Origin of the sequence: Prevotella conceptionensis 9403948, from assembly GCF_000312305.1 — a bacterium.
Lineage (GTDB): Bacteria > Bacteroidota > Bacteroidia > Bacteroidales > Bacteroidaceae > Prevotella > Prevotella conceptionensis.
Genome location: NZ_HE999444.1, coordinates 374,423 through 390,025 on the forward strand (window position 1 = coordinate 374,423; position 15,603 = coordinate 390,025).

Below are 15,603 nucleotides of genomic sequence, written 5' to 3' on the forward strand. Positions count from 1 at the left end.
GTGCAAGGGGAACATCGCGCTCTTACCAGCACCGCCGATGAACATGAAGAACAGGGCTACGGGCATCATTACGGCCGAACCAGCCACCTGCTCGTGGAGCGAAGGCATGGCGTTGAGGTCGTAGTTGAACGTTCCGACGTAGAAACTGTAAATCAAAATGCCGATAAGGAAGAACAAGTCGGCAAAGCGGGTTACGATAAATGCCTTCTTCGATGCGGCAACGGCAGCCCCTTGGGGGTAGTAGAAACCGATGAGAAGATAGGACGACACACCCACAAGTTCCCAAAATAGGTACATCTGGAAGATGTTCGTGGCCACAACCAAGCCCAACATCGACATGGTGAAGAGCGAAAGGAAGGCGTAATAACGCTGGAAACCCTTTTCGCCGTGCATGTAACCGAACGAGTAGATGTGCACCATGAGGCTCACGGTGGTGATAACCACCAGCATCATCACCGAAATGGGGGTGAGACGGAAACCTAGGTTGAACGTCAGCAGTTCGGAAAACTTCAACCACGAGAAGTTAAACGCCGTAACGTGGGGGTAAAGTCCGTCGGCTCCACGGCCTTGTCCGATAAAGTATTCGTACGCCGTATAGATGGAAAGGCAAAAGATTGTGCCCAAAACCGCCGTACCGATGGAACCTGCCACCTTATGCGGCATCTTCATGCCTAATAGCCCTAGCACGAGGAACGATAGCGCAGGCAGAAGAAGTATCAAAAATACAAAATTGTATTCCATTGTCGTTTATAGTTTCATGTTTTCAATACTGTTCACCTGATCACTGTGGAACCTGCGGTAAACGTTAAGGATGATAGCGATGGCCACTGCCGTTTCGGCGGCGTTGATGCCGATGGAGAACAAGGAAAAGAAGAAACCTTCGAGTTCGCCAGGGTAAAGTATGCGGTTGAATACGGCAAAGTTGATGTCAACCGAGTTGAGCACCAGCTCGATGGAGATGAGCATCGCGATGAGGTTACGCCGCGTTACAAATCCGAAAAAGCCAATGAAGAAGAGCAAAGTGCTCAGTCCCAATAACAATTCTACGGGTATCATTTCTTATCCTCCTTTCTTGCAATCATTATTCCGCCGATGATACATGCCAAGAGAAATACGGAAATGAACTCGAAAGGCAGCACGTACTGATACTTGCCTGCACCGACGAGCTTCTCTCCGATAACCGACATGGGCACTTCGGCATCGACCATGCTGGCCGACATGTCTATAAATTGGTTCTTAAGCAACACCAATGCCACGGTAACCAGTCCGATAAGGGCTACCAATGCCCCAGCAACAACGGTCTTTCCGCGTTGTCTTTCTTGCAAACCTTGCAAGGTGCGCTTGGACACTAGCTGGATGGCGAAGATGTAAAGCATCGTCAATCCGCCGGCGTAGATGGCAATTTGTGCCGTGCCTAAGAAGGTATAGTCTAACAGGAAGTAAACACCTGCCACGCCAAAGAGCACGAACAGCAGGAAAGTAGCCGCCCGCATAATTCTCTTTGTGAATACGCATACGATGGCCGAGCCGATAATTACCACGGCCAAGATGCAAAACATGATGATATTTGCCATAAAGATGTCTACTCCTATTTTTTTGTTTTAGTGTTGAAAGTTCCGATTTCACTTTCCGCACCGCCGTCAATGATGTTGGGCAAGGAGCTTTGGTAGTGTTCCTTGTCTAGCTCAATGACAAGCTTGTCGCGGTTGAATACGGCGTTCTCGAAGTCGTTGGTGAACTCGATGGCGTCGAAGTTGCAGGCGTTTGTGCACAGTTCGCAGAACATGCAGTCGCCCAAGTCGTAGTCGTACTTCACCAATTGGCGTTTCTTCTTGCCCTCCTCGTTGGTCACCATTTCAGAAACAATGCGAATGGTACCATTGGGACATGCTTTTTCGCACATCAGGCAGGCCACACATTTCACCACATCGTTCTCGTCGCGCTTCATAACGAGCCTTCCGCGCGAACGCTTTGCCACGTGCAAAGTGGTCTTTCTGTTTTCGGGGTATTGTTCGGTTACCTTCGGCGTAAAGTACTCGCGCAGCGTGACACGTAGGCCAGTGGCGAGCGACTTGATGCCATCTCGTATACCGCCAAAATATGATTTCTTGTTATCTTCCATGTCTTTTTCGTTATTTAATGTACCAGCCAAAGGCCACGACAATTGTCATGATCACGAGGTTGAGCAAGGACAGGGGCATCAGGTATTTCCATTCCAACTTCAATATCTGGTCGATGCGAAGGCGGGGGAACGTCCAGCGTATCCACATGAGTACCCAAACCAGGGCGAATGCCTTGCCTAAGAACCAAACGATGCCTGGAATATAGTCCATCACCTTATCAAAACCTTCCACGCCAATGTGTATCGGCATCCACCCTCCAAGGAAAACCATCGAGGCAACACCTGCTACAATGAAGAGGTTTAGATACTCGGCCAAGTAGAAGAAACCGAAACCCATACCCGAATACTCGGTGTGATAGCCTGCGGTAAGTTCGCTTTCGGCCTCGGCCAAGTCGAACGGACCACGGTTTGCCTCGGCATTTCCTGTGATGAGGAACACCACGAAGGCGATAATGGCGGGGATATGGCCTTGGAAGATAAGCCACCCAAAGGGGCCGCTCTGTGCTTCCACGATGCCGCTAACCTGCATTGTGCCCGTAAGAACCACGGCTGCGATGAGGCAAAGGCCCAACGACATCTCGTAAGAAATCATCTGCACCGCACCACGCATGGCCGAAATAACACTGTATTTGTTGTTGGAGCTCCATCCGGCGATGAAGATTCCAATAACGCCGATACTCGAAATGGCCGTCATCAGGAAGATGCCGACGTTGAAATCCAAGATTGTTGCGCCTTTGTTCCACGGCATGAACGAGAATGCACCTACCGAACCAATCAGCACCAGTATGGGAGCGATGGAGTAGAGCAGCTTGTCGGCCTTGTCGACTGCGAAGATTTCTTTGATAAGCATCTTCAAAACGTCGGCGATAACTTGGAAAATACCCCACGGACCAACACGCATCGGGCCAAGACGGCATTGGAAAGCCGCACACACCTTGCGTTCCATGAAGATAAGTAGGATAGCTAATATGGCGTAGGCAGCCAGTATGAATACACCCACGAGCACACATTCGATGAGTATGGCCCAAAAGCTGCTCAGTCCGCAAGTGTCTCGCAGCAGACTGTCAAACCACGTCGTAACGATTGAAAAGTCAAACATAATTATCTGTCAATATCGGGTATAACATAATCTAACGATGCGCCGACGGCGATAAGGTCGGCTATCTTCTCGCCACGTAGCATGGTGTCTAAGGCCGAAACCAAAGGAAGACCCATCGGACGGAACTTCAAACGATAGGGGCTCTTGTCGCCTTTGCTGTCAAGGAACACGCCAATCTCGCCGCGCGAACCTTCGCATGAGAAGTACCATTGGCCTTCGGGAACCTTGATGATGGGCTTTTGCTTGATATAGAAGTCGCCTTCGGGGATGTTGTCGATAAGCGTTTCCATGATATGAACGCTCTGTTCCATCTCCTTCATGCGCACCATATAGCGGTCGTAGCTGTCTCCGTTGTTGTAGGTAATCTCTTTAAAGTCTACCTTATCGTACACGCCGTAGCTGTGGTGCTTGCGAACATCGTTCTGCCAGCCCGTTGCACGACCTGTTCCGCCCGTACAACCATAGCTGATAGCATCCTCACGAGATAGCACACCCACACCTTTGAAACGGTTTTCGAGAATAACGTTGCCCGTAAACACATCTTGATATTCTTTGAACATCGGCTTGATGTAGGCGCAAGGTTTCTTTACGTTCTGCACAAAGTTGGGGTCGATGTCTGCTTGGCAACCGCCAATGCGATAGTAGTTCATGATGAGTCGGCCACCAGTGGTCTCTTCCATCACGTTGATAACCTGCTCGCGGTCGCGCATTCCATATATAAATGCTGTCAAAGCGCCAAGGTCTTGCGCACAGCAGCTGTAAAACAGCAGGTGCGAGTTAAGGCGTTGCAGCTCGTCCATGATGGTACGGATATATTTAATGCGGTCGGTAAGCTCCACGCCCTTAGCCTCTTCAATCACGCCCACCAGTGCATGGCGGTTCATTGTTGCGCTGAGATAGTCCAAACGGTCGGTAAATGCCAGTGTCTGGGGATAGACATAGCTTTCCGAAATCTTCTCCACGCCGCGGTGAATGTAGCCCAAGTGCGGGTAAATCTTCCTAATCACCTCGCCGTCTAGTATCGTTTGCAGGCGCAACACGCCGTGTGTGGCCGGGTGCTGCGGTCCGATGTTCACCACATAGTCGTCATCTCCGAACAGTTTATGGCGTGTTTCCACCAAATTCCCGTCTTTATCTAGGCTATATTGCAAGGTATAGTCGGGTTCGGGGTCGTCGTACATGTGAGCCTTGTTCTTCTCGGGGTCCATGTCGTAGTCTTTTCTTAGGGGGTAGCCCGTGAAATCGCTACGCAGATAGAGCCTTCGCATGTCGGGATGTCCGATGAACTTGATGCCGAAGAAGTCGTAAACCTCGCGTTCCAGCAGGTCGGCAGCCTTCCAAAGGCTAGTCACCGACGGCAAGTAAGGGTTCTCGCGGTCGGCGGCAACGACTTTAACCGAGATGCGTTCGTAGGTTTGAGTGTTCTCCAGAATATAGATACACCCGAAACCTTCCTCTCCAAAGTCTTCACCAACGATGGTGACGAGGAAGTCGAAATGTTTTTCATTTCTTAATTTTGCCATCTCGTTGGCAAAATCGTTCGCGTTTAATTCAATGTTATTTAGTTTCATAATAGCGTCTCATTCCTTGTCTTTATCGAAATCCTTTGGAACATCCATGATAACCAGGGGTTTCTTTTCCTTGCGGTTTGCTCCGCCAAAGAATTTCTCAACCTTCACTTTACGTTGCAGCTGCATCATTCCGTAGAGAATGGCCTCTGGTCTTGGAGGACATCCGGGAATGAAAACGTCTACGGGAACAATCTCTTCGATGCCTCGCACCACGTGGTAGCTCGACTTGAAAGGTCCGCCGCTGATGGCGCATCCGCCAACGGCGATAACGTATTTCGGGTCGGCCATTTCGTCGTATAGGCGTTTCATAACGGGCGCCATCTTGTTGGTGATGGTTCCTGCGCACATGATGAGGTCGGCCTGACGAGGCGAGTTGCGCGTTACTTCAAAGCCAAAGCGTGCGAAGTCGTAGCGGGCACATCCCACCGACATGAATTCGATACCGCAACAGCTTGTTGCGAAGGTGAGCGACCACAGCGAATTGCTGCGCCCCCAGTTGATGGCTTGGTCTAGCGAACCAACAACAACGTTCACGCCACCTTCGTGTAGTTCGTTCATGATTTGTTCGAGCGTGTCGTTGTCTTTAAATTCCGCGTAGGGAATACTCTTGATATGGGGTTGTTTCACTTCCATTCCAATGCTCCTTTCCGCCAAGCATAGGCCAGGCCAAATACAAGTACCACCAAAAAGAAACCAATGCTCGCCAGAGCCAAAGCTCCAAACTGCTTGACAACCACTGCCCACGGATAGAGGAATACGGTCTCTACGTCGAACATGAGGAAAAGGATGGCAAAGAGATAGTAACCGATGTGCACGGGAATCCACGAGGAACCGCGCGTCGGGATACCACTCTCGAATGGCTCACCTTTCACCGCATTGTACGACCGAGGCCCTATCGCCTTGGCTATGGCAAATGCCGCCACAACCAAAAGGACAGCCGTTATCAGAACGGTAATAAATAAAATAAAAGACATATAACGTTATTATATAATTGTTTGTATTCAGCTAAATATGCTGCAAAGGTAATAATAAATATGAAAATGGTTACATGTTTTCTCTAAAAAATGTAATCTCCATGTTGCAAAATATGGGTATAAGGGTCATCATTATTGAGTAGGGGCGGGTTCTTATCCCTGTCGACAAACTAGTAACAGACTCTTTTTTGCGTTTGTGGATGTGTAAGGCTTAAACCAAGCGTTTATGTTTCTTTATGTTCTTTCAATGTTAAATGTATAAGAAACATAAAAAGGTTACAGACCTAGTTTTAAGATACTTTGAGCACAGTTGCGCTGTCTTTTGAAACGATAAGAACGTGGTGGTTTAGGAAGAGTAATTTATCTATGGCTTTATTGTTCATGTTGTTTTTATTTAGAACGGAGAAACTCCCTTGATATTTGCCTTTGCATAAGTCGTATTTGTCTATTATATAATGAGCATGAGTGGAAATACGATAGGAAAGTACAAATAATGAATTACCTTTTGCAAATGCACCTACGTTAGAATTAAAAGTTTTACCCCTTTCAAAGATGTAGAAATCACCATACCTGATGATTGAAGGAGCCGGTACGTTATCTAGCGTTTTGACAATTCTAGTTAGTTTTCCTGTTTTGTCAAACACGTATATGTATGGAATATGCGTAAATGTGTATGTTATTGCCTCATTTGTATTAAGGAAATGGCCATCGTAAGCTAATACTTGTTCTTGATAAGTTTTGTATTTGTTATTTTCTGGCAAGTAACCTCCCTTTCCTAGCTGAGTGAATTGTTTTGTTTTCACATTTAGTATTCCAAAGCTCGTTCCATTATTATTGGTTATGGAATCATTTTTTATTACGAGTAATGTACTGTCATTAATTGGCGTTGCATTGATAAGTAGCTGGGATAACTTCACCTTATTAAATCTAAGTTGTTCAGTTGTGTCTGAAAGAAATAGAGAAGAGCGTGAAATATAATATATTTGATTGCCGAGTTGCCCGAAAATCTGTGTGTCAAATTTGGCAGATTTGTAGATTCTAGCTATTATCCCATTCCTTTTGAGTTGTTTTATTATCGTGTTTTTATCTGTTTTATATTGTACTAGGATGTTTTCTGGGTCACAACAGACTCCATTCGGTTTTGAAAAATCAATTCCTTTGCATGGGTTTGTACATTGTTTGAATGGATTTTTTATGTAGAACCTTTGAAAGGAGTAATTGTATTCTGCAGACTTACCTCTTATGGATAATAGTAAAAAGGACAATATACAGCATAGCAACAACAGGATTGTAGCTATGCTGTATATATGCTTTTCTTTTGTGTTCTTAAATTGTTTCATTTTTCTTTAGTAGATAGGTCAGTATGATAATAATACCTATGTTTATAGCCAGGTGCGTAGTAAAGGATAATCCATTGAGAATCCCGCCACATCCGCAAATTTCATATCTATTTAATAGGTGAAGGATAACAATATAAATGGAAAAAGTAGCCATCATACTTAACGATAGCCAAAGGCCCACTCTTTCTTTCACAAGTAAGCCTACAATAGAGACGCATTCAAAAGCCAAAGCTCCATATGCAACGTACTTAATGTGCATGGGGTGGAATAACCCCGTTTTTGCAATATTGAGTTCGAACGAAATTAGGTTAAGCAGCTTGTTGGCAAGTGTGTATGCGAAAAACAGAACGATTCCACACACAAGTACCCGATATGTAATGTTGCATTTCATGTTTATTGTTCTTTCGTTTTTGTGTCATCGTTGTTGATGTTTGTGCCAACTCGCCGTGTTCTGAAACTCTTACCAAAAGTAATGTTGGCAGAGAGTGATATTGATGAGGTGGATAGCTTGGACGTAATGGTTCGAAACCCTGTCTTGAAATGGTAGATTGTGGTGGTGCGTTGGTTCCACCCAAACACATCTTGGTAGTTGAGTGACAGCTCCAATAGGTCTTTAAGAAAGTTTCTTTTGACAAGAATAGAAAGCGAGGGGCGATGTGTAGTGCTGCTATTTAGGTCGAAAGACTTATTTATATAGTTTCCGTTTAGGTTGAAATACCATCCCTTAGGCGCAGAAAAGCTTAGGTTTAAGGCACTGTTGACAGTCCATCCGCTTTGTTGTATGTTTCTCATGAGCGTTTTCTCTGCAAAGCGGTTATAGAGTTTATATTGCTCATGGTTTACGCTCATGTTGAAGTTAATGTTGAGTTTGTGGCTCAACATGGGCAGATAGATGCCTGCTCCCATCCTGTAAATGTTGGCTCGTGCTGCATTTTCGTATGTGGAGCAGTCAAGATTATCACTGAATACCAATTCTATCAAATTTGTTGTGTGTGCGTATGTGGCGAAAGCATTGAGGTAGCTATTACGCAATTGTTTCCTAATTTGTAGTGAAAAGTTGTTGGTGTATTGTGGAGCGAGGTTGATGTTTCCTTGAAACTGTTCATGTTCGCTCACATAAAATGTTTCTGGATTGAGGTAATCCACGCTTGGCCTATTGATTTTGCGACTGTAAGAGGCAGAGATACTGCCTATTTTGCTGTTGGCATTTAGAACCAGTGTGGGTAGAAGTGTGTGATAATTGCTGTGTTTTGTTTCCATTCTGTTAGCGGTCCATTCATTCCTAACGGCCACGTATGCGTCAAACGGACCACCTAAGCTAAAACTTTCCGTAAGGAACAGGTTGTGTATGTTGGTATAGAATTTTCGTGTATAGGCACTCAGCAAGTGTTGCCTGTAAATGTTTTTGTAACCCATTTGCAGGTCGTTTCCTTTTCCGATAAAGTGCAAGTTGTTAGCTTGGTATGAAAGTTCCCCTGTAAGCTCGTTCATGCCTGTTTCGTATATTAAGGAGACAGGCTGGTCGTTCTCGTTGGTTGACTTGTATTTGCGAAAGCGGGCTTTCAAGTTTAGTAGTTTGTTCTTGCTTATTTCGTAGCAAGACACAATGTTTATGTTGTGGCTGCCGTATCCTTCGGTGATTTTTTGTTTACCAGAGAATCCTGCTTTACTCTCTGTCTGGGCGTTTATCTTGCTGTTGAAACCAAAGAAGGTATAGGCTATTGATGCTTTAAATTTCGGAGTGGCAAAAATGCTTAGTTTTGCATTTGCTGTGCATTGCCCCACTTTTGCGCTTTTGTCTGAATGATAGTTCTGTTCTTCGTTCCATGCTATAGTCTGCCACGAGTGTTGATTGGAGAGGTGTCCCGATAGGAATGCGGTGAACTCTATGCTTTGTGTACGTAGTGTTATTTGAGGGAACGTGCCGTATCGTTCTTGCGAAAAATTAGCTGCGCTTAGGCTCATCTGCCCCTTTACTAAGGACGGCAAGTGTTTTTTCTTGATGACATTTATCACTCCACCATCCGATGCTTCGTCTGTTCCGTGCCTTAGTACCTCAACTCTCTCTATATCTTTCAGGTCTAGAGTCATCAGTTCTTTTATGTCTACCTCCCTATCGTCTATGCGTAGGCTTGTAGGCTTGTTGTTCCCAGGAAGTGAAAAGGAATCTCCGCTTTTCATCACACCTGGTAAACGGCTCAATGCCATATCGGCCTTGGCATTCACAGGAAATCCTCTTCGATCAATGTCGAATGTTGTTTTGTTGGCACTAGTGCTGGCAATACGTTTGTATCCTGTTACTTTCACCTCTTGCAGCTCCAAGTGATTGAGGCGTATCTCGTGGATTTTGGTTTGCGAAAGAGTTAGTGTCGTATCCTTGGACTGGTACATAAAGGCGTGAATGCTCACCTTACACGTGTCTGTGTCTGGTACAGGAACAATTTGTGCAACAAAGATGCCATCCTCGTTCGTTTTGCCAATTGTCTTATTGTTGGCATAGTCTATGCTTACATTAATGTCGTTGAGTGACAATCCATTGTCTATTGTTATGTGAATTTTTAGATTTTGGGGTTGCTGTGCATGTACAAAAGATGAAGAAACTAACAGTAATACGGAGATAAGGCTTAATAATTTACGGCAGACAGATGTGCCTGCCGTAAAAAATGATAGTGAAACGGTAATCATTCTGCTACGTTTAAATTTCCACCCACTTTCCAACAAGTTGGGTCCCTTTCGTTGTTATTCCACAAGTGCCTTCCTCACCGAGACATCCACTGAATCCTGGCCCATAATCGACAGGTGGATTTGAGGGGTCTTCTACTTTTGCAGTTGTTGTACTAAACAAACTTGCTAGCACAATACCTGTGCAAATCATAGTTAATTTAAAAATTGTTTTCATGTTATTTTGTTTTTAGTTGTTATTTGCTGATGCCAGAAAAAGGCGCAGCAATTTTGATTAATTCTCATGGCAAATTTACAAATAAAATGCTTTATTGTCTTCTTTTTGGTGGTTAAAAAAGGTTAATGCCTATGTGCCTGTATGCATATTACTAAAAACCGAGGTGCTATCGGCCACCTTCCAGCGCTTACTGAAAGCGTTTCTTGATGGCTCCTATATAAATAAGGAGTGGGGGAGAAGGGGGCGAGTGCCTAACTTCCCATTATCAAACTGCCCACTTGATATACCGCGGCACTAACAACCCACGCCAGGCCTGTGGTGTAAAAGGCGGCGAACAATGCCCAACGCCACGAGCCGCTTTCGTTGCGAATGGCGGCAACCGTGGCAATACAGGGGAAGTAAAGCAACACGAAAATGAGGTAGGCATAGGCCGAGATGGGCGAAATGCCGTCGTTCAGCATTTGTCTACGCAAGCGTGTGTATTTCTCGGTGTCGTCGCCAGAGCTGTTGTCGTCGCTAAAACTGTCGTCGTCGGCATACAGCACGCCCATCGTTGAGGCCACAATCTCTTTTGCGCCAACGCCTGCAAGCAAACTGACGTCTAGTTTCCAATCGAAACCTTGCAGACGGAATGCCGGCTCAATGGCCTTACCCATCCTGCCGATGATGCTTTGTTCTTGTTGCTGTTGCTTGTCTAGCTCGTCGTTGTGTGGGAAATATCCCAATGCCCAAACAATGATACTGGCCACAAGGATGATGCCGCCCATCTTCTGCAAATATTGTTTGCCTTTCTCCCATGTGTGTCGGGCGATGGCTTTTTTTGTGGGGAAACGATACGGCGGCAACTCCATCACGAAGGGCGTATCTTCGCCTTTCACCAAGAAACGACTGAAAATCTTGCTCATTATCACGGCCATGAGTATGCCCACAACGTAAAGCGAAATCATAATTGCCGAGCGATACTTCAAGGCGAAGAACGTTCCCGTTATCATGATGTAGATAGGCAGGCGCGCCGAACAACTCATCATGGGCAGGATAAGCATGGTTATCAGTCGGCTACGCCTGCTTTCGATGGTGCGTGTGGCCATTACCGCAGGCACATTGCAGCCAAAACCCATGATAAGGGGTATGAACGATTTGCCGTGCAGCCCCATCTTGTGCATCAACTTGTCCATGATAAAGGCCGCGCGAGCCATGTATCCGCTGTCTTCCATGAACGAGATGAAGAAGTAGAGGATGAGAATTTGCGGCAGAAACACGATAACCGCGCCCACGCCGGCAATAATTCCATCGGCCAACATGGCCTTTACTGGCCCATTGGGCAGGGTCTGCTTTACCCATTCTCCCAGCCAATTTACGCCTTGGTCTATCCAATCCATAGGATATTGCCCCACGGTGAACGTTACCTGAAACATGATGTAGAGCAGCAAGAAGAAGATGGGGAACCCCCAAAACTTATGGGTAATGATGGCATCTAGCTTGTGGGTAAGCTTGTAGGTGTCGGTGGCTTTGCCCTCCTTGTAGCCTGCCTTGGCCAAAACGCCATGAATAAAGGCGTATTTGGCATCCATAATGGCTGTTTCGCAGTCCTCGTTAAGTTGTGTTTTTATGCTTTGTGCCTCCTTGTCGCGCGTGGCCAATATGGCCTTGGCGTTGCTTAACGAGGCCACTTCGCGTTCTGTTTCGGCATCGTTCTCCAACAGTTTGATGGCCAGGTATCGCGTATGGAACTTGTGCCTAACCTCTGGGTTCTGCTCAATTTGCAGTTTCAGGCGGTTGATACATAGTTCCAGCCTTGGGCCATGATTGATATGTACGTGTCTCGATACCTTGTTGTGCGGCTTAGCATCGGTTGTGGCAAAGTCTTCTTGGTGCTCGGTGGGCACGTCGTTCTTATAGTCCTCGTGCCACTTTTGCAGGTCGGCAGCCACTTCGGGGTTGATGTTGCCGTCCTTGTCGATAAAGTCCATTCCCTCATACATGTTGATGATGATGTGGAAAAGCAGCTGCACGCCGCGCCCAGTCTTAAATACGGTGGGTATCATGGGCACACCCAATTGCTTGCCCAGCATTTCAAGGTTTATGGTGTCGCCGCGTTTCTCAAACTCGTCGTACATGTTTAGGGCGCACACCATACGCAAGTTCATGTCTACGAGTTGGGTGGTGAGGTAAAGGTTACGTTCCAAATTACTGGCATCTAGCACGTTGATAACCACGTCGGGCGTTTTTTCAACGATCTGTTTGCGCACATATAGCTCCTCCGGACTATATGCCGAGAGCGAGTAAGTGCCTGGCAGGTCTACCAAATGAAACTCATAGCCCTCGAAACGTGCGACACCTTCCTTGGCATCGACGGTTACGCCCGAATAATTTCCCACCTTTTCGTGTGCTCCCGATGCGAAGTTGAACAGCGATGTCTTTCCGCAGTTGGGGTTTCCCACCAGTGCCACGTTTATCACGCGGCGCTTGTGGCGTGCCGCTTGTTGCATCTTTTCTTCGCTAACGGGCATGTCGGTTGCCGTTGGCTGCGGCATGTCGTCCCTTTCGGCGTTCGTGCCCAATGTGTTTTCGGTGTCTTTCGTTTCGTCGTTGGGCGTGTCGATAAGCTTGGCTTCTTCTTCCGAAACCACTTCAATCATTTGCGCCTCGTCGCGGCGGAGCGAAATTTCGTAACCAAGTATCTTGTATTTCACGGGGTCTTGAAGGGGCGCATTGAGCAACACCTCCACGGTTTTACCCTTAATAAAGCCCATCTCTACAATGCGTTTTCTAAAACCGCCGTGGCCCAAAACTTTCACCACAACGGCTTTTTCTCCCGTTCTTAGTTCCGATAATCTCATTTCCTATTTGTCTGTGTTACGTGTTTATGCCTACACAAAGTTATAACATTTCCGTTTGAGGGGTGGCAAATGGCGCGTTATCCTTTTTTAAAATACCTATAAATGGGTAGTGTTGGGCGTGCGCTTGCCACTTGGTTTACCTATTATTGATGATTTTTTCTGCCTTATATTTTGCTTTTCTCTTGTGCTGGTTAATGTAAGTAGTGCAGTTGTTGCACAGCATGTCACGGCATTTACACCCAAGCGGACTAATGCGCGATATGGGTTAAAATACGAATGTACCCATTTTAAGTGTCCATTTTACTCTCTTTTTACAATGGTAAGTATAACTATGATTTGTTAAATGGGTAATAATGTTTTACAAAGCACACTCTTTGTGGCACCACCTTCTAGACGAAAATGAGGTGAAAACATATATAAAACGCACCGAAAAAAATCAATTTTGCACACCGCTCCAACGCGTTTTCTCCGCCATTTTTTGCAATCTCATATAACATTGCATCTCTCTTTGCTGAAAATAATCGCCCACTTTGCACCCTCAATAACACGAAAATGTATGAATATCTCTCGCTAATATGTGGTAAATATGCAGCAAAACCTACTGCAATATGCACCAAAACGGACTGCGTTTAGCATCAAAACGCGCTGTATTTAGCACCAAAACACACTGCATTTAGCACCAAAACGCAATTCAATATGCTGCAAATTACCATATTTTGGTGTTGATTTGTGGTCTATATCCGGGATAAAATGGTTTAGAATGTATATTTGACGGCAGGTAGTGACAAAGAAATGAAAAATAGCTTGATGAGTGTTTGGCTGACCCTTTAACCGTATAAATATTCTGCTTGCCGACCATTAATGTGGGTGTTTTGCCTGATATTGGTGTAATATGCAATAAGTCAGGTTGTTACAAGTTTGCGGAATACGAGCGAAAATTCGCCTAATGTCCAGATTTTTTGCGGTGAGGGCACTCATAATGTTAAAAAATGGTACGATATTTTTACAATGTTTGTAGGGCAGCTAGTGGCAAGTAAACTCGTATTAGTGGTTCGCCAGCTGGTGCCTATGGCTTATAAACACGATGTGTTAGTGTCTATAAATACCAGTTTATCCGACTTATACACCTTTGTAGTTGGCATCGCTAGACCAGCAAAAGTTTGTGAAGAGGTACTTAAAGAATGGCTTGCCTTTGGTTAAGACTTATATAGTGAAGTGGGCAATGTGGGTGCGAGCAGTGTCACAGCGTGTTGCAACTATCTCCAAAGCATTTGAACAATCTGTGCTTCGGTATATTCAAAGTATTCGCCTTTATCGTTTATATTCCTTTCAAACAGCTTAGGGTCGTACGTATTAAAGTTTCTTTCCAAGAACAGCTTATAATACTCGTCTAGATGATATTTAAAAAGCTCTTTCAACGAACCATCTTCAGAGGATGTGTAGATGTCGGTTTTAAGCCTTTTTACAACCTCATAAAGTTCGTCCATAGTGATATTGTGTACGCATTGAGGTTCGGGCAGCACAATTTTGAAGGCCAAAACCTCGGCACCTTCTTCTTCCCACCATTCCCAAAGATTAAATTGCGACATGTCTTTCCCCGTAAGCTGATGAAGATAGTCGGCCAATTTGTTATATTCCACCAAATCTTCGTCCCCGTTTTCATCGCAATATGCTGTATAACTCATTATTGCTTTAAGGGCTATTGGGTAGCGTTTCTCAACCGTTTCGAAGTCGGGTTCTATCTCTTTTCTTAGTCGCATGTTCGCAATTGTGTTTATGTACGTCCTTTCTTATAGTGGGGCGTTTATCGCATATCTAGGTGCTTAAAGCCACGCCGTGCTTGGGAAAAACATTTTTGTAGAGGCTATTGGGCAGCGAAATAGTTTTCCAATTCGCGTATGGCAGCCGTATCAACAGTTTTGAAGTCGTTGATGATGAGGCCTTTTTCTAGTAAAACGATGCGTGTGGAAATGTCGATGGTGTGTTGTAGGTTATGGCTCGACACGATAACCGTTGTGCCTTCGCGTTGTCCAAACTTAGAAAGTATGGCCTTTAAGGCATTTTGGCTGGTAGGGTCGAGAAAGTTAAAGGGTTCGTCGAGAATAAGAAATTGCGGGTGTGCAAGCATGGCGGCAATGATGCCCACCTTTTGTTTGTTGCCTGCCGAGAGGTCGCGTATAAGTTTCTTTTGGCCAAGTATTTCGCCAGCCATAAAGTTTTCAAACTGCTGCAACGTTTGTTCTAGGCTTTCATTGTCCATGCCCGATATGCTTGCAACGAAGTCGAAATACTCTTCGGGCGTTAGGTAGTCGATGAGAAAGCCCTCGTCGAGGTACACGCCCGTGTGTTGTTTCCACGACTCGCTTTGCGTAGGGTCCACACCATTGAGGCTCACTTCGCCCGTGTTGGCTTTAACCAAGTCGGTAAGAAGTCTGAAAAAGGTGGTTTTTCCAGAGCCGTTGTTTCCCACTAGTCCTACAATTTCGTTGTCTGACATAGAAAAAACGGGGATAGAAACTGCCGTTTTATCCCCGTATTTTTTTGTAAGGTTGTTGATGTTTACTTGCATCTTGTGCTTGTTTATGGCGGGTTATGCAATGCCATAGGCTCAACTTAACCCGCTTTGTTGGTGTGTATTTTCCTCCCCACAAAAGCGTTTTGCAGGGAGAAAAATGTTGTTGCGATGTTGTATAGGCATGTTCTATAAATCCCCCACAAGGGGTCAATTGACGTTCGTTGTATTGCTCTTCACTGTCTT

At 45.5% G+C, this 15,603-nt stretch carries 15 protein-coding genes; all 15 read right to left on the minus strand.

Going from position 1 to position 15,603, the window contains the following annotated elements; all coding sequences use genetic code 11:
• The coding region (locus tag BN93_RS03750; RefSeq protein WP_044259712.1) for a proton-conducting transporter transmembrane domain-containing protein at window positions 1-741 on the minus strand (741 nt) is incomplete at its 3' end.
• Between the two features lie 6 nt (window positions 742-747).
• Window positions 748-1,056: an NADH-quinone oxidoreductase subunit NuoK gene (gene nuoK / locus BN93_RS03755; RefSeq protein ID WP_009162889.1), complete on the minus strand. Its 309-nt coding sequence runs from the start codon at window positions 1,054-1,056 to the stop codon at window positions 748-750.
• On the minus strand, window positions 1,053-1,574 hold the full coding sequence (locus BN93_RS03760; protein WP_009235977.1) for an NADH-quinone oxidoreductase subunit J family protein: 522 nt from the start codon (window positions 1,572-1,574) through the stop codon (window positions 1,053-1,055). The genes nuoK and BN93_RS03760 overlap by 4 nt, the downstream gene beginning before the upstream one ends.
• Before the next feature lie 14 nt (window positions 1,575-1,588).
• Entirely contained in the window at window positions 1,589-2,122 is a 534-nt protein-coding gene (locus BN93_RS03765; RefSeq protein ID WP_044259816.1) for a NuoI/complex I 23 kDa subunit family protein, read from the minus strand.
• Window positions 2,123-2,132: 10 nt separating this feature from the next.
• Window positions 2,133-3,221, minus strand: a complete 1,089-nt coding sequence (gene nuoH / locus BN93_RS03770; protein WP_019187017.1) for an NADH-quinone oxidoreductase subunit NuoH — start codon at window positions 3,219-3,221, stop codon at window positions 2,133-2,135.
• Between the two features lie 2 nt (window positions 3,222-3,223).
• Window positions 3,224-4,792 (minus strand): NADH-quinone oxidoreductase subunit D, encoded by a 1,569-nt coding sequence (locus tag BN93_RS03775; RefSeq protein ID WP_019187018.1) that lies wholly within the window; start codon window positions 4,790-4,792, stop codon window positions 3,224-3,226.
• Window positions 4,793-4,801: 9 nt separating this feature from the next.
• Window positions 4,802-5,425, minus strand: coding sequence for an NADH-quinone oxidoreductase subunit B (locus tag BN93_RS03780; RefSeq protein ID WP_009230142.1), 624 nt, complete (start codon window positions 5,423-5,425; stop codon window positions 4,802-4,804).
• Window positions 5,416-5,766, minus strand: coding sequence for an NADH-quinone oxidoreductase subunit A (locus BN93_RS03785; protein WP_009230141.1), 351 nt, complete (start codon window positions 5,764-5,766; stop codon window positions 5,416-5,418). The genes BN93_RS03780 and BN93_RS03785 overlap by 10 nt, the downstream gene beginning before the upstream one ends.
• A gap of 290 nt (window positions 5,767-6,056) precedes the next feature.
• Window positions 6,057-7,106 (minus strand): hypothetical protein, encoded by a 1,050-nt coding sequence (locus tag BN93_RS03790; protein WP_009230140.1) that lies wholly within the window; start codon window positions 7,104-7,106, stop codon window positions 6,057-6,059.
• Window positions 7,093-7,497 (minus strand): MauE/DoxX family redox-associated membrane protein, encoded by a 405-nt coding sequence (locus BN93_RS19045; protein ID WP_019187019.1) that lies wholly within the window; start codon window positions 7,495-7,497, stop codon window positions 7,093-7,095. The genes BN93_RS03790 and BN93_RS19045 overlap by 14 nt, the downstream gene beginning before the upstream one ends.
• A gap of 2 nt (window positions 7,498-7,499) precedes the next feature.
• The gene (locus tag BN93_RS03800) at window positions 7,500-9,791 is read right to left on the minus strand and encodes an outer membrane beta-barrel family protein (protein ID WP_084768677.1); all 2,292 of its coding nucleotides are present in this window, start codon (window positions 9,789-9,791) and stop codon (window positions 7,500-7,502) included.
• 10 nt (window positions 9,792-9,801) lie between these two features.
• A complete protein-coding gene (locus tag BN93_RS17320; protein WP_157462648.1) occupies window positions 9,802-10,005 on the minus strand; it encodes a hypothetical protein in 204 nt (67 codons plus the stop codon).
• A gap of 251 nt (window positions 10,006-10,256) precedes the next feature.
• Window positions 10,257-12,845, minus strand: coding sequence for a ferrous iron transport protein B (feoB, locus tag BN93_RS03805; RefSeq protein WP_019187021.1), 2,589 nt, complete (start codon window positions 12,843-12,845; stop codon window positions 10,257-10,259).
• A 1,256-nt stretch (window positions 12,846-14,101) separates the two neighbouring features.
• Window positions 14,102-14,605, minus strand: a complete 504-nt coding sequence (locus BN93_RS03815; protein WP_019187024.1) for a hypothetical protein — start codon at window positions 14,603-14,605, stop codon at window positions 14,102-14,104.
• A 104-nt stretch (window positions 14,606-14,709) separates the two neighbouring features.
• Entirely contained in the window at window positions 14,710-15,414 is a 705-nt protein-coding gene (locus tag BN93_RS03820; protein ID WP_019187025.1) for an ABC transporter ATP-binding protein, read from the minus strand.
• Window positions 15,415-15,603: the final 189 nt, after the last annotated feature.